Consider the following 24190-nt stretch of genomic DNA (forward strand, 5'->3'; position numbering starts at 1 on the left):
AAATCAATTAGAAATAAACTTAATATTGATTTTTTAATAAAATGCATTTGAAGTGTTTCTTAAATAATAGATGACCGGCGGGATTGTCTGGAACGGTGTGTGTGGAAATTTAGTTAATTAGAATACTTTTCAGGTACCGGCCGGCTGTCGAAAAACTCCATAGTTTTGCTATGGAGTTTTTTTTATGAGATTTAAATTTCGGGACATTTCTTGTTCATTTTGGCATTAAAAAAAACTAACTAAAATTGTTATTTTTGAGTTAATATTACTTTCAGTAACTATCAATAGTTCTTAAATCTCTATTTTTAAAACTTAAAAATACGCCTCCAAAAATGATTAAGAAGTTTTTAAAAAAAGCGGCAATTGTTATTGCAACTCTATTTTTGCTTTTAGTAATAGTCCTGACCATTGTTCCTTATTTTTTTAAAGATGAAATAACGCAAAAGATAGAAAGTATAGCCAATGAAAAGCTGGATGCAGAAGTTCGTTTTGATGAAATTGGACTTTCTGCTTTCAAACATTTTCCGGCAATCATTCTGTATGCTAAAAATGTAACTATAGTAAACAAAAAAGCGCAATTTACTTCATCAAATGTCGTAAAGGCAGAAACGGCAGCTGTTGGGGTCAATTTTTATAGTTTACTAAAAGGCAAAATAGTATTAGATGCAGTTTATTTGGATGATGCCAATTTAAATCTCGAAATAGATGCCAAAGGTCATGCCAACTTTAATATTGTTAAACCTTCTAAAGCTCCTGTAGATACTACTCAAACCGAGTTTAAGATAAAGAAAGTCGTTATCAACAAAACGAATATTGTGTATAATGATAAAAGTACTCTTTTAAAATTCAGAGTTCAGGATCTTAACTATAAAGGAACCGGAGATTTAAGTGCCGATTTTTTTGACCTAAATTCTAATGTAAAAATAAAGACGTTCGATTTTAGTGTGGCCGGAGTCGATTATGTGCGCAGTAAACCCATAAATGCTGAAATTGTAACTTACATAGATACAAAAGCACTGAAGTTTAAATTTCAACGAAATGCTATTCGGATTAAAAATTTCCCTTTTTCGTTTAATGGTTATTTTGCTTTCATAAAAGGCGGTTATGATTTTGATCTGCGAATGCTTTCTAAAAATTCTACTTTAGAAGAGATGCTGTCACTGGTACCACCAGCTTATGATCAGTGGCGTGAACAAATGACGATTACGGGAAACATTAATTTTGGAATTTTTGCACGTGGAAAATACATGCAGGATCAATCGGAAAAACCGGTTGTTTCGGCAGATTTGCAAATTAACAGCGGAACTATTGCTTACAAAAAAATTAAAGAACCGGTAAAAGACATCAATATTTCTGCCAAAGCTCTGGTTAGAGATTTAGATATCAATAAATTAAAATTTGATTTAGACAACCTTTCTTTTAATCTGGATAAAAAGAGAACGGTAATTAATTTCCATTCAGAAGGTTTTAAAAAACTAAAAATTAAAACCCTTATCAAAGCTAATTTAGATGCCGCGAAATTTAAAGAAGCACTAAATCTCAACGATAATGATATTCGCGGAGACATTGCTGTTGATTTAAAAGCCGACGGAACATTTTTAAGAGATTTAGGATTTAGTCCGCGTTTGAATAAAATAGATACTATCATTAAAAGTATTCCGAAGTTTCAGCTAAACGTCAGCTTAAAAAATGGCTATTTAAAAAATCCTAAAACACCAGACGCAATAAAAAATGTTAATCTGAATCTGAATCTAATAGCCAAAGACAGTATTTTACGTAACATTTCCGGTAAAGTGACCAATTTGAATGCAGAAGCGCTGGGCAACTTTATTCATGGACAATTCGAACTGCATAAATTATATCCTTTTACGGTAGATACTGAATTAGAATCTAAAATTAACTTAGCGACTGTACATCAATTTTATCCTTTGGATAGTTTGGAAGTTAAGGGAGATTTAAATTTAAAAGTGAGCATGCACGGGGTTTTAAACCGTAAACAGAAAAAATATCCGTCATCAAAAACCATTGTAAATATTAAAAACGGCTATTTAAAGTCACTTAAATTTCCTAATATTCCAATTGAGAATATAAATGTAAGTGCTGCTGTAACCAGTACTAAAGGTACGGGAGAAGATTTAAATGTAAAATTACAGCCGGCAGAATTTGTTTTGGCAGGATCACCTTTTAAAGTACAAGGCGAGGTCAATAATCTTTATGATTTGGTGTATAATATTAAAACGCAGGGAACTTTGGATGTTGGTAAACTAACACAGATATTCCCGATTAAGGATGTTACTGTTTCAGGAATAATTCAGACCAATCTTATTGCAAAAGGTTCTAAGAAAGATTTAGACGCTAAAAATTATGACAACATCAAAAATGGTGGAAAACTCGAAGCCAGGAATTTAGTAATCAAGAGTGCGATGTTTCCGGAGCCGTTTCAGGTTTCTAAGGGAACCTTTAAGTTTTTTAAAGATAAAATGCGTTTTGAGGAAATCAGTGCCACTTATGGTAAATCTGATATTGTTTTAAATGGGTATATCCATAATGTTTTGCGATATCTTTTTAATAGAAAGTACTTGCAGCAATCGAATGAAAAGCTTAAAGCGGATATTGAGCTTTCCAGCAATCATATTAATGCCAATGAGTTTTTTGACATGATTGCAAAATATACCGATCAGAAAGCGGAAGAAGAAGCCGCGCAAAAAACAGATTCTACTGTTGTGACTACTATTAATAAAAGCGGTGGTGATAAAAATAAAAACTTCGTAATTCGAATTCCAAGAACAGCCGATTTAAAGATCTCTGCAAAGGTTAATGATTTAGAATTTGATACGTATAAGATTAATGATTTTGTTGGAAACCTTGTTGTGAACGAGCGCAAAGTTCAGGTAACTCAGGCGGCTTTTAATATGGCGGGCACCAAAATAGAAATGACGGGAGATTATAAAGCCCAGCATCGTTTATTGGCGAAATATAATGCAAATTTTAAAGCCAGTAATTTTGATATTCAGCGTGCTTATAAAGAGATCCCGATTTTTGCAGAATTGGTTTCTATGGCTAAAGATGCCTACGGTTTGGTCTCGGTTGATTATCAGCTTGGAGGAAGTATTGACCGAAACATGGATATTGATTTTAAATCTATTGATGGAGAAGGAACACTGACTCTGGAAGATATTAAATTTAAAAACTTTAAACTTTTAAATCATGTAGCCAAAAAAGCAGATGCAGCCGATTTAGAAAAAGCTTCCTTTAATAAAATCGCCATTCATTCGACTATTAAAAATAACGTCATGACAATTACGCCGACCACTATGAAAATGGCTGGTTTTAGAGGCAAACTGGAAGGCCAGGTTACAATGGATGGAAAAATTAATGTTGGATTTCGATTAGGACTTCCGCCAATGGGACTTATTAATATTCCGATGAAAATTACAGGTACAGCCGAAGATTTTGAAATTTCTACGGGTAAGTTTAAAGAGGACACCAGTTTTGCAGAAGAAAGCGAATTGAAGAATTTACCACCTTCAGAACGCAGAAGATCCAGACAAAGAGATTCGATAAATACACCGGTTGTAAATGCTAAAAAGATTGATACGTTGAAATAATCTGTTTTTATGTGTGATTTAAAAATTCTACAAAACAAAAAAGGAGACCAATTGTAAACAGGTCCCCTTTTCCAAAAATAAAAATAAAAACTATTAGTTCCAGCCGCCTCCTAATGCTCTGTAAACATTAACAAAAGCATTCATTTGCTGTTTTTTGGTTTCAATAAGTTCAAATTTAGATTCTAAAGCATCTTTCTGAGTTAGCAAAACTTCCATATAATCTGCTCTCGCAGAACTGAAAAGGTTATTGGATATTTGCACAGACTCGTTTAAAGCCTGAACCTGTTTTGACTTCAAATCATAACTTTGTGCTGTATTTTGAATTTTAGAAAGCTGATTCGCAACTTCAACATAAGCGTTTACCAAAGTTCTTTCATAATTGTAAACTGCCTGAATTTGTTTGGCGCTTGCAGTAAGATAGCTTGCCTTAATAGCATTTCGGTTAATTAAAGGAGCAACCAAATCACCCGCAATGGAATACAATAAAGATTCTGGTGATGTCAGCAAATATTTGGTATTAAAAGCCTCATATCCAATTCCGGCTGAAATTCCAAGTGAAGGATAGAATTGTGCTTTCGCTGATTTTATATCCAGTTTTGCGGCGATTAATTCCATTTCTGCTTTTTTGATATCCGGACGATTTTCCAGAAGCTGGGAGGGTATTCCGGCATGAACATCCGCAGGAGCTATAGTACTGAAAGTATCGCTGTTCCTTGCAATTTTCTGAGGAAAACGACCCAATAAAAAATTGATTTTATTTTCGGTTTCTGTAATCTGTTGTTGAATGTCAAACTGCAGACTTTGCGTACTTAAAATCTGAGCTTCAAATCTGCGTACCGCCAGTTCATTAACTCTGGCAGCTTCTTTTTGAATTTTTACAATTCTTAATGCATTAGACTGAATATCAATATTTTGTTTGATAATTTCCAGTTGATTGTCCAAAGCCAAAAGTTCATAATACGATTCTGCTATTTCTGCAATCAGATTGGTAACTACAAAATTCTTTCCTTCAATAGAACCTAAATAACGATTCAAAGCTGCTTTTTTAGCATTATGAAGTTTGTTCCAAATATCTATTTCCCAGCTTGATGTAAGCGCAAAGCGAAAATTTGGAAGCGGATCCGGTGTTTCTTTACCAGGCATAATTTCTGTTGTAGCTTCACCTGAGCCTGTGCTTGTATATCTTCCGGATTTAGTTACATCAGCACCGGCACTAAAACCTACAAACGGCAGGTATTCTCCTTTTCTGGCTTTTACTTCACTTTTTGCAATTTCGATTTCCTGAAGTGTAATGTTTAACTCCTGATTATTTTTCAGTGCAATATCAATCAAACTGTTCAGGTTTTCATCCGTAAAATAAGTTTTCCATTTTACTTTTCCGGTATTGAGCGTGTCTAAACTGTTATTAGCGTAAGTTTCGGGTACTGTTTTGTTTTCATTTTTTTCTACTATAGCAGGAGTTTTACAGCCAACGATAGAGAGTAATACGCAGGCGATGCCTGCGTATTTTATATTTCTGTTATTCTTCATTTTCATCTATTTGATTGTTTTTCGAAAAATCATCTACATGATGCATAAATTCATCAGACAATGAACTTTCTTCTTCTCCTTTAATTAGTTTTCTGCCTTCGGCCATCGAACCAAAGATGTAGTAAAGTCCCGGAACGATAATCACACCGAAAATAGTCCCGAAAAGCATTCCTCCAAGCGCAGAACCTCCAATAGTTCTGTTACCAATTGCACCGGCACCTGAAGCAAAAATCAAAGGAATTAAACCGGCAATAAAAGCAAATGACGTCATTAAGATTGGTCTGAAACGTACTTTTGCACCTTCAATAGCCGCTTCGAGTATTGTAGCGCCCTGCTGATGCTTGAGCACCGCAAATTCAACTATCAGTACGGCATTTTTTCCCAGCAGTCCGACAAGCATGATTAGTCCGATTTGCGCATAAATATCGTTTTGTAATCCCATCATTTGAAGAATTACAAAAGAGCCTAAAATTCCAACAGGAATAGATAAAATTACAGACAGCGGAATAATAAAGCTTTCGTATTGTGCAGCAAGAACAAAATACACGAATGCCAATACAACAAGGAAGATGTAAAGTGATTCATTTCCTTTTGCGGCTTCATCATAAGATAAACCTTCCCAGGCAATATCATAGCCTTTTGGAAGTGTCTTAAGAGCGGTTTCCTGCACGGCTTTAATGGCATCTGCAGTGGTGTATCCTTTTGCAGGTTGCCCCTGAATAGCTGCAGAGTTGTACATATTGTATCGCGTTACCTCATTTGGTCCCTGCGTTTTCTTAAGCGTCATAAAAGCAGAGTAGGGTACCATTTCACCATGATCATTTTTTACAAAAAGATTCAGTACATCTGAAGGAAGTCTTCTGAATTTTGGATCAGACTGTACATACAATTTAAAGAAACGCCCGAATTTGATGAATCCTTGTTCGTAAGTACTTCCGATTAAAATATTCAGGTTTTCCATGGCTTTACCAATAGAAACTCCTTTTTGCATCGCCAAATCATTATTAATTTCCAGTTCATACTGTGGATAATTGGCAGCGAAGAAAGTAAACAAACCCGAAAGCTCTTTACGTTTCCCTAATTCAGTCATAAATTGTTTGTTGATTTTATCGAATTCCTGATAATTGGTACTCGTCGTTTTGTCTAGTAAACGCATAGAGAAACCTCCTGAAGAACCAAATCCCGGAATTGCAGGCGGTTCAAAAAATTCCACAACAGCTCCCAGATTTTTTGATTTCTTCTCCAGTTCTTCCATGATTTCTGTTACAGAATGTTTTCTGTCAGACCATGATTTTAAGTTAATCAGACAGGTTCCTGCATTAGATCCTCGACCTTCAGTCATAATTTCATAACCTGCCAATGATGAAACCGATTCAACTCCTTCAACGCTTTCGCAGATTTTCTGTAATTTTTGTGCTACCTGATTGGTTCTTTCCAAAGTAGCTCCCGGTGGTGTCTGAATAATTCCGTAAATAGTTCCCTGATCTTCACTTGGAATAAATCCGGAAGGCAATACCTGATTTTCTACAAAAATAAAAGCACAGAATGCAATCAGGATTCCAAAAGTCAATACACGCCTGCTTACAATTGATTTTAGAACTGTCACATATTTTCCGGTAAGTCTTTCAAACCAAGCATTAAAAGCATCTAAAGATTTTGTCAATATGTTTCCTTTTTTCTCTTTTCCATGATTGTTTTTCAAAAGGATAGCACAGAGAACAGGAGTAAGGGTCAAAGCTACAATTGCGGAGATAATAATCGAACTGGACATAGTAACCGAGAACTGTCTGTAAAAAGTTCCCACCGGTCCTGACATGAACGAAACAGGAATAAACACAGATACCATTACGGCAGTAATAGCGATAATAGCACCTCCAATTTCGCCCAATACCAGTTTCACTGCATGATAAGGCGTAATATGCGGAAATTCTTCAAACTTGGCATGGACGGCCTCCACGACGACAATGGCATTATCTACCACGATACCGATCGCTAATACCAAAGAGAATAAAGTCACCAAATTGATAGACATTCCAAAAAGCTGAATCACAAAGAAAGCGCCAACCAAAGAAACCGGAACAGCAATAATTGGGATTAAAGTCGAACGCCAGTCACCTAAAAATATAAATACCACTAAAGCAACCAGGATGAAGGCGTCTCTCAAAGTATGTACTACCTGATCGATAGAAGCATCCAGGAACTGCGAAACGTCATAACTGATTTTATAATCCATTCCTGGCGGGAAGCTGCCTTTCATTTCTTCCAGTTTTGCTTTAACGGCATTGATTACATCGCTGGCATTACTTCCGTAATTTTGTTTTAATACAATTGCTGCAGAAGGATGTCCATCCAGATTCGAGTAAATATCAAAGAATTCACTTCCTAATTCTACTTTTGCAATATCTTTCAGGCGAATACTTTCTCCTTCAGAATTGGCACGTACAATAACATTTTCATATTCTTTAGGCTCGTCGTATCGTCCTTTGTAAGTCAGTACATATTCTAAGGACTGTGCTGCAATTCCGGAACTTTGTCCCAGTCGTCCGGGACGACCAATAATACTTTGTTCCTGAAGCGCTTCCATAACTTCTTCAACAGAAATTTTATAAGCTCTCATTCTGTCAGGATTCAGCCATACACGCATTGCATATTTACGGCTTCCTAGTATTTGCGTTCTCGCAACCCCTTTTACACGGCTGATTTCGGGAATCATTTTTACATCGGCATAGTTGTAGAGAAACTTCTCATCCATGCTTTTGTTTTTCGAATAAAGGTTCACATACATCAACATACTAGGCTGAATAGGAGTAATTACAACTCCTTCTCGTTGAACCAGTTCAGGTAATAATGGCATTACCTGATCGACTCTTGTTTTAACCCTGATTACGGCTTCATTAGGATCGGTTCCCGGTTCAAATATTATTCTGAGTGTTGCTTCTCCGGCACTTGTAGCATCTGTTGCCATGTAACGGACACCTTCTGTACCGTTAAGAGAATTTTCTAAAGTAATTAAGGTAGATTTCACCAATACATCGGCACTTGCTCCGGGATACGCAATAAAGATATTTACAGTGGTGGGCGCAATTTGTGGAAATTGCGATATAGGAAGCTGTTTGATGGACAGCGTACCTAGAAAGACAATTATAATCGAAATTATAATTGCAAATACGGGTCTATGTATAAATTTATTAAACATTGCTTCTTTTTTTAGATTCGGTTATTCTGCATATAGCTCTAAATTGGACATAACCGATTGAGGTTTTACCACTTCGTAGTCTATTTTGTCATTTTCTTTCACAAGACGAAGTCCCTCTAAAAGTATTTTATCATTGATTGATAAACCTTCTTTAATAACAAATAAATGTGGCATTTCGGCAGCAATAACCACCTCTCTTGATTTTACAGTATTGTTTTTGTCAATTACGTAAACATATTTTTTATCTAAAACCTCGAAAGTTGCTTTCTGAGGTATCAGCATGGCATTTTTCAGTTCAATCGGCATTTGGATACTTCCGGTTTCGCCATGTCTTAATAATCTTTTTGGATTAGGAAAAACGGCTCTAAATGGAATGTTTCCGGTTTCATTATCGAAATCAGCTTCGATAGTTTCAACCACTCCGGAATAAGGGAATTTTTTGTTATTGGCCATCAAAAGATTGACTTTCATTTTGCCGCTTTTTTCAGCCTTTTCCTGATAATCCAGATATTCAGATTCCGGAACATTATAATATACCCACATCGAACTGTTGTCTGCCAGTTCTGTCAGCAATTCTCCTTCATCAACCAAACTTCCCTGACGCACATGAAATTTGTCTATAATACCGTCAAAAGGCGCTCTGATTTCTGTAAACTGAAGATGCACTTTGCTTAAAGCCAGTTCGGCGTCTGCTTTTTCCAGTTTTGCTTTTGCCATTGCCAGTTCGTTTGGCGAAACCACTTTTTCATCGGCTAATTTTTTTGCATTTTGGTATTCAATCGCGCTGAAACTTACTTCTGCTTTCGATTTTTTCATTTCTGCTTCGTAAAGTGCAGGCATAATTTTAAATAACAGCTGACCTTTTTTTACCATTTGTCCTTCGTCAACATAGATTTTTTCGAGATAACCGCGTTCCTGAGCTCTTATCTCGATATGTTGGATGGAATGTATCTGCGATACGTAATCTTTTGTAATTGTAGTATCTCTTTCGATTGGAGTTGTAACCACAAATTTGGTTTTTTCTTCTTTTTCTTCTTCTTTTTTGGAGTTACAGCCAGCAAAAACTAAGGCGCACAAACTCATGATCATGAAAATTCTTTTCATAATTATTTCAGCGTTAAAATGTAATTTATTTTTGATTTTTAAATGAAAGGTCTTTGGGAACAGACCATAGAAGTTCCTATCCGTCTATTTTCTAACAAGTAGAAGATTAGAGGATAAAACAATAAAGTAACCAGCTGTTTATAAAAGACAGCAGGGGTTAAAAATCAAATTCTGAAAACCTGAAATAACAGATATACTTTGTTATAAAGTAAACTGAAAATTTTGCAGTCATCTACTTTTTGAGTAAAAGCAGTTGTCGCAACTGTAAATAGATTGTTGCAGTGAAAAATTAAAAAGTAATTGCTTTTAATAAGCTGTTTTTCGGCTGTAGAAAAATTTTCTTCGTTTTCCTCGTTATCAAACAGACACATCTTTCTTTTAAAACATTCAAATGAACGTCCGCGATTGATATTATTTTGATTTTGAATAGTACTGATAAGAGTACAGAACGAGAACTTTTTGTAAGTAACAATATTTTGGTGTGCATAAGTGTTGCCATATCCGTTTAAAAGAATGACAATTGAAAGTATAAGTTTAGCGCACCAATTTTTCATAAGAGTCACAAATTTATATAAACAATGTCATATAAACAACGCAGATCATTTATAAATCAAAGGAAATATTATTTTGATAACAAACCCTTTCTCTAATTTAGAATCTTGTTTTTTTTCGGGAAGATAAAGATAATAAGTTAATAAACTCAGTTATTGTGTTTTAAATACAGGATTTTGGGATTAGTTTCCATCTTGGATTGGCATATTCAATCTGTTGTAAACAATTAAATAGTATTAAAAGAAACACACATTTTATTTAAAATATAATATTTACTTTTAGTAATTGATTTACTGACTAACTAACACAAAAAATCATGAATTCTCAAAACCAAAAAAATGAAATAAACCGACGTAGATTTCTACAAAACAGTGCAAAATTTGTAGCTGCCGGAATGTATTTAGGTGTATTTGGTATGCCTGAATTATTTGGAAATGTGCTAACAGAAGATAAAGCTTCACAAGGTATTCCGGATGTTAAACTGAATAATGGTTTAAAAATGCCTTTACTAGGATTTGGAACCTACGGACTCCGCGGAGAATTGTGTCAACAATCTGTTGCAGATGCGATAGCATCAGGTTATCGTCTTATTGATACGGCAAAAGTATATGGAAATGAAGAGGAAGTAGGCAAAGCAATAAAACAAAGTGGCATTGACCGAAAGCAACTTTTTGTAACTTCAAAACTATGGGTTGATGATGCCGGTTATGAAAATGCTAAAAAAGGTTTTGAAGAAACACTTAGAAAATTAGGATTGGAATATCTGGATTTGTACCTGATACATCGCCCAAGAGGAGATGTGAAAGGATCCTGGAAAGCCATGGAGGAACTTTATAATCAAGGAAAAATAAAAGCTATTGGTATTAGTAATTTCGATTCCGCTCAAATGGCAGATCTTTTGTCTTATGCCAAAATAAAACCAGCTGTGAATCAGATTGAAACTCATGCTTATTTTCAACAAATCAATGATTATAATGTGCTCAAAAAACATAATATCCAGATGCAGGCATGGGCGCCTTTTGCAGAAGGACGCAATGGACTTTTTACAAACGAAGTTTTAACTCAGATTGCTAAAAAATACGGCAAAACCACGGCTCAAGTTAGTTTAAGATGGCATTATCAGCGCGGTATTGTGGCTATTCCAAGATCTTCGCAAAAAGGACATATTATAGAAAATCTCGATATTTTTGATTTTAAACTGGATACTGCCGATCTAAAAGCGATTGAAAAGCTTGACTTAAATAAAACGCAGTTTCCGGAATGGAGTTAAGGTTAAGTGTGATATATTCCTTTTTTAATTTATCTTCGCTGTTTATACATTTGTGAGTACATTCCACTCACTTAAAAATCTAATTTGTGAAAAAAGAACATGAAAATGTAGAAGAAAGTCAGCTTAAACGCGGGCTGACTAATCGCCACATTCAGTTAATTGCTTTAGGAGGATCAATAGGAACAGGCCTTTTCCTTGGTATTGGTCCGGCAGCCGTATTAGCGGGTCCATCAGTTATTTTGGGATACGCAATTGCTGGAATTATCGCCTTTTTTATTATGAGACAACTCGGTGAAATGGTTGTCGAAGAACCTGTTTCAGGAAGTTTCAGCTATTTTGCTTATAAATATTGCGGTTCTTTTGCAGGTTTTGCATCGGGCTGGAATTATTGGATTTTGTATATTTTAGTGAGTATGGCTGAACTTACAGCCATTGGGGTTTATGTGCAGTTCTGGTGGCCCGAAATTCCGCTGTGGACATCCAGTTTATTTTTCTTTCTGGTAATTAATGCTTTGAATTTTGCATCCGTAAAAGTTTATGGAGAAACAGAATTTTGGTTTTCAATTATAAAAGTGGTTGCTATTATTGCTATGATTCTTTTTGGTACTTACTTATTGGTAAGTGGAACAGGAGGAGAACAGGCCACTATTCATAATTTATATAATGATGGAGGTTTCTTTCCAAAAGGGATCTTTGAAAAAACAGCAACTGGAGATTTTCAAGGTTTATTGTCAGCTATGGCGCTGATTATGTTTTCTTTTGGAGGATTAGAACTAATTGGAATTACCGCAGCTGAGGCAGAAAATCCGGAAAAAAACATTCCAAAAGCAACCAATCAGGTTATCTATAGAATCCTGATATTTTATGTGGGAGCATTGGTTATTCTATTTGCTTTATCACCCTGGAGACAAATCACTACAGACAGCAGTCCGTTTGTGATGGTTTTTCAAAACTTAAACGGAATGGAATTTGAGCTGTTTGGCAACAAAATATACTTTACGCGTCTTATTGCCAATGTGCTTAATTTAATTGTTTTAACTGCCGCTTTATCTGTATATAACAGTAGTGTTTACAGCAATTCACGCATGTTATTCGGTTTAGCAGATCAGGGTAGTGCGCCTCAATTTTTAAAGAAGCTAAACAAACAATCGGTGCCTGTAAATGCTATTTTAATTTCTTCTTGTTTTGCCGCAATCTGTATATTAATCAATAAAGTGATTCCTGAAGAGGCTTTTAGTATTTTAATGTCTTTAGTAGTTTCCTGCTTAGTGATCAACTGGGTTATGATTTCGTATACACATCTGCAATTTAGACGTACAAAAGACAGAGAAAATATAAAAACCAAGTTCGCATCTATATTTTATCCGGTAAGCAATTATATCTGTTTTGTGTTTTTACTGGGTATTTTATCCATTATGTGGATGACGAATATGAAAGTATCCGTAGAATTAATTCCTATTTGGCTGGGTATTTTGTTTGTGTTTTATAAAATTTTTAAAACAAATAAATAAAGAGTTTTTACTGTATAGTGGAAATTTTTTTAACACATAAAAACATAGCTTTTGTTTATCTAAAAAAGGGAGTAAAAGAAACTAGTTTCTAACACATATTTTTCTCTGTATTTTATTAAAAGTGAAACGACTTTACCAAAAAGAAAACCTATGTTTCTATGTGTTTAAAAATAATGATCCCAACAATTTATCCTACAATTTTTACCATGAGCAATACATTTTCTGATAGCAACCAAATTGGAGTAGTTTCTACTTTCTCTGATCTTGTGCATACCCATTTCAAAGGAGAAATGAATGCACTTTGCTGGTACAGAACTTTGGATGGTGATTTTAAAGAGATTGTAGAAAAGTTATCTTTAAAAGAAAATATAACAGAAGTTTCTACTGAAGATCTAATCGCGCTTCAACTCTCAGAAAAAGGTAAAACAGCAAGAGAAATAATTTTAAACGATTTACAATTATTAACTGATTTTGGCGCTTCACCTTCTCTTAATTTGCTGAAATGCTATGAACGTGATGATGAATTCGATTTCATCTCTACTGATGTGTATTCGTTTCATGTAGATCGTTCGCCTATTGCAACAGATACTTTTTTATGTACCTATCACGGAGCAGCAAGTGATATTGTTGCTAATTCTCAGACAGAACAAAAGATTCTGATTCCGGAAATTCGGACAAAGTTAAAAGAACTACATGATGGACCAGACGAAGAATTCGAAGACTTTTTAAAAGAGAATTTTTTCGATTTGCATTATCAGCTTCATGAAAATGCAGAACCTGTTAATTTAGGATTAGGACATCTGTGGCGACTGGCTGTAGATCATCCAAAACAAGAAGTCTTACCTTGTGTTCATAGAGCACCAGTAGAAAATGATGGAGAATATCGGTTGTTGTTGATTTGTTAATGAAAACTAATTACGTATATTTGATATATGAACAAACAGGCACCTTTTTCAGTATGTGGAGAATCATTGTCAGCTCCAATGCATATTTGTGGTTTTTTCGATTCGAGAGAACAACAATATGAAGTAATTATCCCTTATATTTTGGAGGGATTGGAAGCGAATGATAAAGTCATTAACATCCTCGAAGGAAACCGTCATGGTGAGCATTGTCGCTGTTTGACTGATAACGGAGTATCGATTACTGAAAAACTGCTTAGCGGTCAATTGGAAGTTCTGGCTTCTGAAAACACTTATATAAATGGTGGTAAGTTTGTTGCAGATGAAATGTATGATTTGCTGGAAAAGTCTTTATTATCATCTTCAAGAGCGGGGTATGATAGTGTTAGAGCGTGTGGTGATATGGTGTGGGCACTCAAAAACCTGCCAGGAACAGACGAACTGTTAGAATATGAAGCCAGACTGAATCTACTAACTCCAAAACATTCTTGTTCCTTAATTTGTATGTACGATATCAGTAGCTTTAACGAAAGTACACTTAAAGATATATTGCTTACACATCCTTACGTAATCAAAGATGGAAAGATTAGCAAAAATCCATTATATGTTGAGCCTTCGGCATTACTTTCTAGTCTTTCAGATTTGCGGTCAGGTTCGGTAAAATCTTAAATATTTGTCATTTATTTTTTGTTAGGTCAATCGTAAAGATTTATCTCCGCAACGATAGTCCGGATTTGCAACCGTGCACGCAAATATTGGTTAGTTCTCTTTGTAAATATAAAAAAGCACATTAATTTGTGTAACTTTTGTTTTAATGATTTGTTTTATGTCTTACTGATGTGGACATGGATTGTCAATCCGTGCAAGCGGGTTTCATTGCAAAATGTATCGTTCCTACGGAACTTTATTAAAAGGCGTTAATTGATTTCAACGGATTGAAATCCGTTGCTACAATATTTGTTGTTCCTCTGGAACTTTTGTGAGCTACTATTTATTACTTGAAAGAGATAAAACCCATTGGTAGAATATATTTTCATTGATAAGGAATTTTTTAATATTAGGCAATAACCTTTTCGTTGTTTAAGAAGAGCCATTGGCTCGATATATTTCGTAGGGCCGGATTTTAATCCGGTTAAATAATATGCGCGTCCCTCATTTAGAGAGCCATAGGCTCGGACCATAATATCAATACTATATTTCGCAAATTAAAAAAGAGACTCTAAAGTCTCTTTCAAAAATTAATAAATCCTTATAAACAATCATTTCCCAATCAATTTCTCAAGCTTCGCCATCATCTCATCTTTCTCCTTCAACATCCTTTCATACAAAGCAATTTTTTCATCATATAATTGAACAATCTTATCAACGGGTTTCATTGTAAAATGTATCGTTCCTACGGAACTTTATTAAAAGGCGTTAATTGATTTCAACGGATTGAAATCCGTTGCTACAATATTTGTTGTTCCTCTGGAACTTTTGTGAGCTACTATTTATTACTTGAAAGAGATAAAACCCATTGGTAGAATATATTTTCATTGATAAGGAATTTTTTAATATTAGGCAATAACCTTTTCGTTGTTTAAGAAGAGCCATTGGCTCGATATATTTCGTAGGGCCTCCCGATAGCTATCGGGATTAATCCGGTTAAATAAGGAGGTGGTTCCCTAATTTAGAGAGTAATAGGCTCGGCTCATATTAACCATGCAATATTGGTAAACAAAGTAAGATACCCGAAAGTCTCTTTCTATCATAAAATATCTTTTTTATTTAAATTTTAAAACGGATTCTTTTTAGGATTAAGTGTTTGTTTTATAATAAGTTGTATTTTTTTTAGATAAATATCCTATAATATGGTTTCATTTTATAATTTGAAACCTAATTGACTTCGCATTTTTACCGAAAATTAGTTTTGTAAGATAACTTTGGATGGAAATAAGGCCTTAATTCAATCCCTAATTCATTTTCTATTAACTAACGGGCTTTAATAATAACTCCATTATTACAAACTAAAATTAAAAATTATGAAAAAGTATCATTTATTAGTTGTCTTTTTTTTGTTTTCACTGGCGGTGTCGGCACAAGGCAGCCAGTCGTTTTTGCTTAATCTGTACGGAGGATATACTTTTTCCGACAGAGTGGATTTTGACTCTTCCTACGCTAAGGTAGAAGATGGTTTTGAGTATGGAATAGGTCTGGAATATTTTATAATGGATAATGCTTCGGTAGAGTTAAAATATAACAGACTGGATACCAATATGCCTTTGTATACAAAAGTTCCTTTAAACGAAGGCAGCATTTCTCCTGGAACTCAGGTTAATGCCGGAGATGATAAAGGTGCGATTAATTACATACTGGCAGATTATACCTATTATTTTGGTTCAAGCTCTCAGAAGGCACTTCCTTTTCTTGGTGCGGGTGCGGGGGTAGCCATACTGGAAACACCAAGGAGTGGCAATGGAACGTATTTTGCCTGGGAGATTAAAGGTGGTGTGAAAGTAAAAACCAATTCGCCATTGTCTATTAATCTTCATGCTTATCTACAGTCTATGTCTGCAGCGGTTGGATATGATTATTACTGGGACTATTATTGGGGTCCTGTGGCCGTTAATGATTATGTTTCAACATTTCAGTTTGGACTTGGGTTTTCTTTAAGTTATAATTTCAGTAAATAATCACTGCTGTATTAAACTTTTAAAAAGGGCCATAGAAGTTGGTACAAATAGTAATTTATTTTGAATGTTAATCGCGTATAGAGAAAGACAGGTATTTTTTATATCTGTCTTTTTTATGGGATTTTCGAAAAATAGAAACTGATCTTTTGGTTTGTCAAGGAATGAAAAAACAACATGATAAAAGTCATAGCTAAGATTGAAACATCTTAGTACTATTGTTATCATTTTTTCCTCAAAAAATCAAAAATAACAATTATGATAAAATTCTTCGTTTCTGTTTTTCTGTTTAGCAGCAGCTTGGCATTGGCACAAAACTCAAATCTTACAGTTAGCGTTTCTAATTTAAAAGATAATACAGGAGTATTAGTTGCAGAATTATATAATTCTAAAGAGACCTTTCTGAAAAAGACATACAAAACGGGTTCATCCTCAATAAAATCAAATGCTGCATTAGTTCATTTTGCAGGAATTCCAAACGGTGAATATACCGTTTTGGTTTATCAGGACAAGAATAGTAATGGCAAACTGGACAAATATTTTATAGGAATGCCAAAAGAACCGGTAGCGTGCTCAAATAATGCAAAAGGATTTATGGGACCACCTAAATATGAAGACGCAAAATTTAATGTAGCTGCACCCGAGACAAAAATTTATATCAAGATGAGTACTGCTCATTAAAAATAGTTTATTGGAAAAATAAACAGAAAGCTTATGGAAATGGGGGAGTTCTAAAGGAAAAGGTTAAGCTGTTTTTCTTTTCTGCCGTTTTCGTTTTTCCAACCTATACACGATTGAAAATGGTAATGCGTTATAAGTCAGTATTTTTTTAATATATTTATTCAGCGAAATAGATATTTAATGAAGACAGAATACTAGTGCATATTGTAATTCAAAAGAAAATGAAAACAATTGTTTTACTTTTTACATTTTTAATAAACTTAAGTGTTTACAGCCAGTCTAACGGATTTGAGAAGGATCTGGACAATCTTTTTAAAAATAATTTTTCAGAGAAAACCCCTGGATGTTCTGTTCTCATATCGCAAAATGGCGAAGTGGTTTACAAAAAAGCTTTTGGCTGCGCGAACTTAGAATTAAATGTTCCTTTAGAATCTAAATCGGTTTTTAGTATTGCTTCCATTACAAAACAATTTACTGCCGTATCTATACTTCAGCTGGTTGAAAAAGGAAAAATAGATCTCGATGATCCTTTGGAAAAGTACATTGAAAGTTTCAAGGGCAAAAATATTCGAATTCATCATCTTTTGTCACATACTTCAGGACTTAAAGATTATTTGCAAGTTGAGACAAATCAAAAATTTGGTGAGAGAATGGACTACACACCAATAGAATTAATTAGTGTATTCGAAAAATTACCTCTGGAGTTTGAACCCGGAACAGCATATAAATATTGTAATTCAGATTATATACTTTTAGGTTTTATTATCGAAAAGGTAAGCGGTCTGAAATATGCCGATTATTTAAAAAAGAATATTTTTGAGCCTTTAAAGATGGAGCATACTTATTATGACAGTGACGAAAATATTATTCCAAATCGTGTTTCAGGATATTTTAAAGACGGGGATAACTATAAAAAAGCAGAATTCTGGAGCGCAACAATAGGCTATTCAGCCGGAGGGCTTCTTTCTGATACAGCTGATTTGGAGAAATGGAATAATGGATTGATGTCTTATAGTATTTTAAGTAAAGAGCTGTTGAATCAGGCCGTTAGTTCTTATAAACTTAAAGATGGCACGCTTGTCAATTATGGTTTTGGGTGGAATATCAACAGTGATAATCCTATTAAAAAAATAGATCACGGCGGTAATAAAAATGGCTTTACGTCTTATGCAGGTTATTTTCCTGAAAAAAATCTTTATGTAGTATTACTTTTTAATTCCGAAGATGCTCCCAGAGATGAACTTTCAATTCGGGTACCCGAAATTATGATAGGAAAATCATTTCAGACAAAAATAGCCTTAACAGATGAAAATCTTAAAAAATATATAGGGAAATATCAGCTGGTTTCGGATCCGGGCAGAACTATTACTATTACAAAAGAAAAAACGGGATTGGTTGCCGCTATTTCGGGTCAGGGTAAATTTAATCTTATTTTCCAGTCTCAGACTCAGTTTCAGTTCTCTAATTTATTAGATGCACATTGTGAATTCAGGCTTTCCGGTGAAAATACAGAGAGTATCATTGTAAAGCAAAACGGTACATTCGAATGGAGAAAGATTCGTTGATAATTTTAAAATGTAAAATATTACACTTTAAAATATTGCAAAAAAAAGGCCAGAACCTGTAAAAGTGTTCCAGCCTTAAAGAATCAATTATTATGCAGTAACAGTGCTTATAGCTTCTTTTAATGCTTTAGCGGCAGCAGCCGGATCAGCAGCACCATAAATAGCACCACCTGCTACAGCTACAGTTGCACCAGCTGAAACAACATCTTTTATGGTATCGATATTTACACCGCCCGCAACAGAAAAAGGAACTTTTGCTTCTCTTCCTTCACCGATAAGTGTTTGTACAGAATATCCAGGTAAAGCCTGCTCGTCCAGACCTGCGTGTAGTTCCACAAAAGCTACTCCAAAAGCGGTAACTTCTTTAGCTCTTTGTACTCTGTCTTTTACTCCAATAGTATCAACAACAACTTTTCTGTCGTATTTTTTTGCTGCTTCTATAGCACCTTTAATAGTAGCGTCGTCAACAGTTCCCATTACGGTAACAAGATCAGCACCTGCTTTAAAAGCCATTTCTGCTTCCAAAGCTCCGGTATCTGCCGTTTTCATATCAGCAAAAACCAATTTATCCGGGAAAGCTGCTTTCATAGCTGTTACAACGCTAAGACCTTCGGCTTTAATAAGAGGCGTACCCAATTCTATAATATCAACGTAAGGCGCTACTTTTCCGGCAAGTTCTAATGCTGCTTCTGTAGTAAGTAAATCAATTGCAACTTGTAATTTTGTCATGTCTAAAATGTTTAAAAAGTAAAAAAAAGTTATTCCAGATTAGCGTGTTTAGGCCAAAGGTCTTCTTTGGTTAAACCAGATTCCTGCCAAAGGCTCATAAAAATGCTCTCCAGTATTAATAATGTAAATTGTTCAAAAAGGCTTCCTGCATATTGTTGAGAAACAGAAACACCAAAGTCTGTTTTAGTTGCAGCGTTAATAAGTAGTATACTATCTGCTATTTCTGCCAGTTTGCTTTTTGAGTCGGCTGTAATGGCGACAACTGCAACATTTTGTTTTTTTGCCTTTTCTGCTGCGGAGATCACAGTAGAAGTGGTGCCGGATCCAGATGCTAAAATAAGCAGGTCGTTCTCAAGAATAGCGGGAGTAGTGGTTTCGCCTGCCACATATACGTTGTACCCCAGGTGCATAAAACGCATAGCAGCCATTTTTAAGGCAAGTCCGCTTCTGCCGGCCGCCATAAAAAAGATTCTGTTGGCCAATTTAATTTTGTTCACCAATGCATCAATTTCCTGAGGATTGATCTGATCTGCCAATTTTAGGTTTTCTTCTAAAATGGTCTTAAGATTTTGGTTTATCAAGCTATTGTTGTTCATATTTTGTATTTAAAAATAAGCGTATAAATGCCTGCTGTCTTTCTCAAAAAAACAGTGCAAAGGCAAGTAGAATAAATAATGATACTATTGAATAGTACCAGATTAATAGGCAGATGAGTGCAATGAAAAAAAAGATCTGCGCTGCTTATATAGTAATAGGGATTTATACATTTTTGCATCAGTAGTATTTACTGTTGCAAAAGTAGAGCAGGGAAAAAGGAGGATGTTATAAAAACGGGACTATGCGATATAAATTTGCGCCGTTTTTAATAAAAATAGAAAATAGAAAATAGAAAATAGAGAATAGAGAATAGAGAATAGATTATGCGTTATAAATCTGTGAGAGTTCGTTTTGAAGTTCGGTTGGGGTTTCTTTAAGTTTTGATTTCACAAACTTATTCAAAGCGGATGGAGAGCTGAAACCAAGATTAAATGCGATTTCTTTATGAGAAAGGTCGGAGAACAGAAGCTGTCTTTTGATTTCTTTTAAAATCCTGTTATGAATGGCATTAATAGCCGTTTCACTACAGTGCTTCTTGGTTATTTCATTGAGTTTTTTAGGCGTTATACCGAGTCTTTCTGCATAATACTGCACTGTTCGTTGGTTTTTAAACTCTTCGTTAAGCAGTTTTTTAAAAGCAATATAAACATGCTGATTCGTTTTTTGATGCAATATTGGGTGCTGGCCGTGAATAGATTCAATAAGTCCCAATAAAAATATTTTGATGTAAAAGCGCGCCTGTTCTTTTTTGACCAGTGTTGGACTATTGTAAATCGTTTGAATGCTTTCTACAAGTGTCAAAGCATGTTGAAATTCTTCTGTATTCAGCGCGTTACAGTTAAGATTCGCTGATAAATTGACGTTATAAGGACTTAATTCATTTTTCAATATGTCAGAGCAGAATAAAACTTCTTCGAACAAAATAATTTTAGCTTTCAGATCGCTGTCTGGATTGGAGATGAAGTTAATTTGGTCTGGGAATACAATTGATATTTTCTCTGATTTTAGATTAAAAACATTATCCTCAATATGAATATCAATTTTTCCTTTTTCTACTATTAGAATAAAAAAGTGATCATTTTTGTGTGGATTCAGATATTCGTTAATGTTTGAATTGTCTATGTCAAAAACTCTGAAAGAGAGATTTTTGTCTTCTTTTTTTTGAATATTTTGTTTAAGGTTGAATCTTTTTAAATCCATTTGACGAGAAATGTTTTATAGTGTGTTTTAATATTTCTTTCTAAAAAAATATCCATCCGGAAGTTGTAAAAGTGGTATTTTAAAGAAATCTGCAAATTTAAGAAAACCTATTGTTTTAATGTTCTAAATCATGAAAATAGAAGTCAAAATAGTTTTCGTTCTAAGATATAAGGATGAGATCTTGATAATTTGTAGAAATCTTTTTTGATTTGATTTTAAGTTTTTAAAGTTAAAGCTCTGAATGTTATGCTTTTGTATAAATAAAAAAGGAGACGACTATTTAATAGTTGTTTCCTTCAACATACATGGCTATACACCTACAAAATTGAGAGAAAAGTAACCTTATTTCTTAAAATTATCAATTCCTGTTTAAGTAAATAGTGGTTGGGTACTAATTAATAACGCTTTTATATCAGAGAAAAAATAGATGTCTTTTTACCATCAACTGTCATTTTCTTTTTGCAATTCTTTTATGATTTCCTGAATGCTGCAGTGTAATATATTTAGATAGTCGGCAGTTTCAGCAGTGAATTCTTTTTTGCGGGCCTGTTCTTCTATAAAAGAGAGTTCTGTGCTTAGGCCTTTTAGCAGGAACAGATGCAACCATACCTGAAGCTGTTCGGCAGTTTGCAATACTATTCTGAAATCATTTCGGTAAACGGCTTGTTGTAGTTCTTTTAGTTCGGAAGGAGCTTTCTGGATAAACTGAGAAGTCACTTCTTTTTTCCAGCCGGGTTTTATAAGGTCAGTTTGTTCAATTGCAGATAAATCAGCTTTGGGCGCAATAAAAGGACGTCGCTCTTTTTTTAATGCTTGTTTAATTGCTTCGAGAAGTTCGTGCTGCTTAAAAGGTTTTGGTACATAACCGTCCATTCCGGCATTCAGACAGCGGTGTTGTTCACCGGCAAGAGAATGTGCGGTCATAGCTATAATAGGAATTTCATTTTTGAGTTCATTACGAATATAATGCGTAGTTTGATAACCGTCACGAACAGGCATTTGAAGATCCATTAATATTAAATCATAGCGGTTTTCAGAAAGTAGTTCAATTCCCTGATCTCCATTCTCGGCAGTATCAATTTCAAATCCGAATCCTTCAATGACATTCTGCGTGAGTTTCTGGTTGAGACGATTGTCTTCCAGCAGTAGTATTTTAAGCCTGCCAAGGTCGTTTACAGGAAGTATTTTGGGTTTCTTTTTCTCATTAGTCGGTTTCTTGTAAGCAGCTGTGAAATAAAATTCTGATCCTGCTCCTTCACGGCTCTTAACCTGTATTCTGGAATTGTGCAGTTCTACTAATTCTTTGACAATACTCAACCCCAGACCAGTTCCTCCAAATTTTCTGGTAATGTCTTCCTGAGCTTGTGTAAATCGTTCGAAGATGCTTTCCAGGTGCTCTTTGGGAATTCCGATTCCAGTATCTTTAACCGAGAACCGTATCAGATAATCATGTTCTGTTTCTCCTTTATTTTTAACAGATATAGTTACTTCTCCTTCGGTAGTAAATTTAAGTGCATTTCCTGCCAGATTTACCATTATCTGATTCAGCCTTCCCTGATCGCCTGTGATAATTTCAGGCAGTTCAGCATCCAGAAACAGGTTGAATTCGACACCATGGGCAACTTTTACCTTTAGAAGATCATAAACATGGCGGAGCGACTTCTTTAAATTGAAAGGTTGTAATTCAAGTGAAAGTCCGCCTGATTCAATTTTGGAAAGATCCAGTATATCATTAACGATGAGCAGAAGATTATCTCCGGCCGTTTGTACATCCTGTACGAAAACACGCTGCTGTTTATCAAGGCGGGTTCCTGCCAGAAGCTCAGTAAATCCAATAACCGCATTAAGGGGCGTTCTGATTTCGTGACTCATGTTGGCCAAAAAAGATTCTTTAGCTATTATGGCACTTTCAGCAATTTTTTTCTGTCCGAGTAGTTCATTATTTTTTATTCCAAGTTCAAGGGTTGTAATAACATGTCGTGCTACGATATGAAGCGCTCTTCTTTGACTTTCATTAAGCGTTCTGGGTTCATGATCAGCAGCGCATAAAACCCCAACGGCATAGCCTTCCGGAGTAATTAAAGGCATTCCTGCATAAAACCTGATTTTGAGGCCGCCTTTAACGTCAGGATCATCTTTAAAACGTTCACTGAGCAGCGTATCGTGGATTTCGACCAGAGAAGAATCCATTATAGTAAAACGGCTAAAAGTAATCTCGCGAGGAACAGGAGAAAACCCAAGACCAATTTCAGATTTGAACCATTGGCGGTTTTCGTCTATAAAAGCTATATATGCAATGGGTACACTACAGATATAGGATACCAAAGAAGTGGCATCATCAAAAGCATGTCCCGGAAGAGTCTCCAGCATATTGCTGTAACGCTTTAAAATTTCTAGACGTTCGGATTCAGTATGAGGCATGGATAAAGGGGCATTTCTCATGACAGGTAGATTAAACCTTAAATTTATAAAATCATTTCATTTTAGATTTATATTTTTATGCGGTATTTCTTATATAATTTACAGGTAGTGTATGAATTGCATGTTTTTATTTTTTTGTATAAGAAGTTTATTCCTAATTGGTACTTACTGTATAAATTTAAATTTGAGGAGGTAACTATGTACTCAAAAGTTAGATATATAAAACCAGTGTGTTGGTAAAAAAAAAACTCTTATTGATTGGAAATGAGCATCATTGAAAAAATGTCTCTTTTTTGTCCACCCTAATAAATAGGATGAGTTACGAAGATATCTTTAGTTTTGAAGTTAAATTGAGTGCCCCCTTTAATTTTAGTCCTCGATAAAACAAATAAACTTAATCCTACTTGAAAAAAATCTACTTACCGTTGTTTTCAATGTGCTTCGGCTCATCTGTAATCTATCAAAATTCCAATATTTCATTTCTTGAAAATAGTGGAGATTGTCTGACGTTTTTTCAAACTTCTGAGAAGACATTGAGTTTTTTTAAAGAAAAATTTCTAACGATAATCAGACAGTCAGTCTTTAATGAAAAAGCTACTTTCTCATTAAATATCTTAAAAAGTTACAGCTTAAATGAAGGCTGTAAAAACAGTTT

General features: G+C 34.7%; 16 protein-coding genes and 1 pseudogene. 8 read left to right on the forward strand and 9 right to left on the reverse strand.

What is annotated here, in order from left to right; all coding sequences use genetic code 11:
• Nucleotides 1-332: 332 nt before the first annotated feature.
• Nucleotides 333-3608: an AsmA family protein gene (locus tag HYN56_RS16550; protein WP_109193194.1), complete on the forward strand. Its 3276-nt coding sequence runs from the start codon at nt 333-335 to the stop codon at nt 3606-3608.
• A 93-nt stretch (nt 3609-3701) separates the two neighbouring features.
• Here the strand turns inward: HYN56_RS16550 and HYN56_RS16555 are convergent, their stop codons facing one another.
• The 4 genes from HYN56_RS16555 to HYN56_RS16570 form a co-directional block, all read right to left on the reverse strand.
• The gene (locus HYN56_RS16555) at nt 3702-5138 is read right to left on the reverse strand and encodes a TolC family protein (RefSeq protein WP_109194839.1); all 1437 of its coding nucleotides are present in this window, start codon (nt 5136-5138) and stop codon (nt 3702-3704) included.
• Entirely contained in the window at nt 5128-8334 is a 3207-nt protein-coding gene (locus HYN56_RS16560) for an efflux RND transporter permease subunit (protein WP_109193195.1), read from the reverse strand. The genes HYN56_RS16555 and HYN56_RS16560 overlap by 11 nt, the downstream gene beginning before the upstream one ends.
• Before the next feature lie 21 nt (nt 8335-8355).
• Nucleotides 8356-9438, reverse strand: a complete 1083-nt coding sequence (locus tag HYN56_RS16565; RefSeq protein ID WP_109193196.1) for an efflux RND transporter periplasmic adaptor subunit — start codon at nt 9436-9438, stop codon at nt 8356-8358.
• A gap of 164 nt (nt 9439-9602) precedes the next feature.
• The gene (locus tag HYN56_RS16570; protein WP_109193197.1) at nt 9603-9992 is read right to left on the reverse strand and encodes a hypothetical protein; all 390 of its coding nucleotides are present in this window, start codon (nt 9990-9992) and stop codon (nt 9603-9605) included.
• A 314-nt stretch (nt 9993-10306) separates the two neighbouring features.
• Between HYN56_RS16570 and HYN56_RS16575 the strand changes: the two genes are divergently transcribed.
• From HYN56_RS16575 to HYN56_RS16590, 4 genes are all read left to right on the forward strand, one after another.
• The gene (locus HYN56_RS16575) at nt 10307-11260 is read left to right on the forward strand and encodes an aldo/keto reductase (RefSeq protein WP_205727620.1); all 954 of its coding nucleotides are present in this window, start codon (nt 10307-10309) and stop codon (nt 11258-11260) included.
• An 86-nt stretch (nt 11261-11346) separates the two neighbouring features.
• Nucleotides 11347-12771 carry an amino acid permease gene (locus HYN56_RS16580; RefSeq protein WP_109193198.1) on the forward strand — a complete coding sequence of 475 codons (1425 nt, stop codon included), beginning with the start codon at nt 11347-11349 and terminating at the stop codon, nt 12769-12771.
• Nucleotides 12772-12977: 206 nt separating this feature from the next.
• Nucleotides 12978-13676, forward strand: a complete 699-nt coding sequence (locus tag HYN56_RS16585) for a DUF1826 domain-containing protein (RefSeq protein ID WP_109194841.1) — start codon at nt 12978-12980, stop codon at nt 13674-13676.
• Nucleotides 13677-13703: 27 nt separating this feature from the next.
• Entirely contained in the window at nt 13704-14342 is a 639-nt protein-coding gene (locus HYN56_RS16590) for an MEDS domain-containing protein (protein ID WP_109193199.1), read from the forward strand.
• Between the two features lie 590 nt (nt 14343-14932).
• Here HYN56_RS16590 and HYN56_RS25215 read toward each other — a convergent pair.
• Nucleotides 14933-15052: pseudogene (locus HYN56_RS25215) on the reverse strand (XRE family transcriptional regulator); the annotation flags it as partial.
• Between the two features lie 642 nt (nt 15053-15694).
• Here HYN56_RS25215 and HYN56_RS16600 point away from each other — a divergent pair.
• The 3 genes from HYN56_RS16600 to HYN56_RS16615 all read left to right on the forward strand — a co-directional run bounded on the left by HYN56_RS16600 (nt 15695) and on the right by HYN56_RS16615 (nt 18588).
• Nucleotides 15695-16345 (forward strand): outer membrane beta-barrel protein, encoded by a 651-nt coding sequence (locus HYN56_RS16600; RefSeq protein ID WP_109193200.1) that lies wholly within the window; start codon nt 15695-15697, stop codon nt 16343-16345.
• Nucleotides 16346-16600: 255 nt separating this feature from the next.
• Nucleotides 16601-17023 carry a DUF2141 domain-containing protein gene (locus tag HYN56_RS16610; RefSeq protein WP_109193202.1) on the forward strand — a complete coding sequence of 141 codons (423 nt, stop codon included), beginning with the start codon at nt 16601-16603 and terminating at the stop codon, nt 17021-17023.
• A 221-nt stretch (nt 17024-17244) separates the two neighbouring features.
• Nucleotides 17245-18588: a serine hydrolase domain-containing protein gene (locus HYN56_RS16615; RefSeq protein ID WP_109193203.1), complete on the forward strand. Its 1344-nt coding sequence runs from the start codon at nt 17245-17247 to the stop codon at nt 18586-18588.
• 90 nt (nt 18589-18678) lie between these two features.
• On the opposite strand, the gene hxlA is transcribed toward HYN56_RS16615, so the two are convergent.
• The 4 genes from hxlA to HYN56_RS16635 form a co-directional block, all read right to left on the reverse strand.
• The gene (hxlA, locus tag HYN56_RS16620) at nt 18679-19317 is read right to left on the reverse strand and encodes a 3-hexulose-6-phosphate synthase (protein WP_109193204.1); all 639 of its coding nucleotides are present in this window, start codon (nt 19315-19317) and stop codon (nt 18679-18681) included.
• Nucleotides 19318-19346: 29 nt separating this feature from the next.
• Nucleotides 19347-19913 (reverse strand): 6-phospho-3-hexuloisomerase, encoded by a 567-nt coding sequence (gene hxlB / locus HYN56_RS16625; protein ID WP_109193205.1) that lies wholly within the window; start codon nt 19911-19913, stop codon nt 19347-19349.
• Between the two features lie 322 nt (nt 19914-20235).
• Nucleotides 20236-21114: a helix-turn-helix domain-containing protein gene (locus HYN56_RS16630; RefSeq protein ID WP_109193206.1), complete on the reverse strand. Its 879-nt coding sequence runs from the start codon at nt 21112-21114 to the stop codon at nt 20236-20238.
• A 441-nt stretch (nt 21115-21555) separates the two neighbouring features.
• On the reverse strand, nt 21556-23556 hold the full coding sequence (locus HYN56_RS16635) for a GAF domain-containing hybrid sensor histidine kinase/response regulator (protein WP_240622570.1): 2001 nt from the start codon (nt 23554-23556) through the stop codon (nt 21556-21558).
• Nucleotides 23557-24190 lie beyond the last annotated feature (634 nt).

It is taken from the genome of Flavobacterium crocinum, from assembly GCF_003122385.1.
Classification (GTDB): Bacteria; Bacteroidota; Bacteroidia; order Flavobacteriales; family Flavobacteriaceae; genus Flavobacterium; species Flavobacterium crocinum.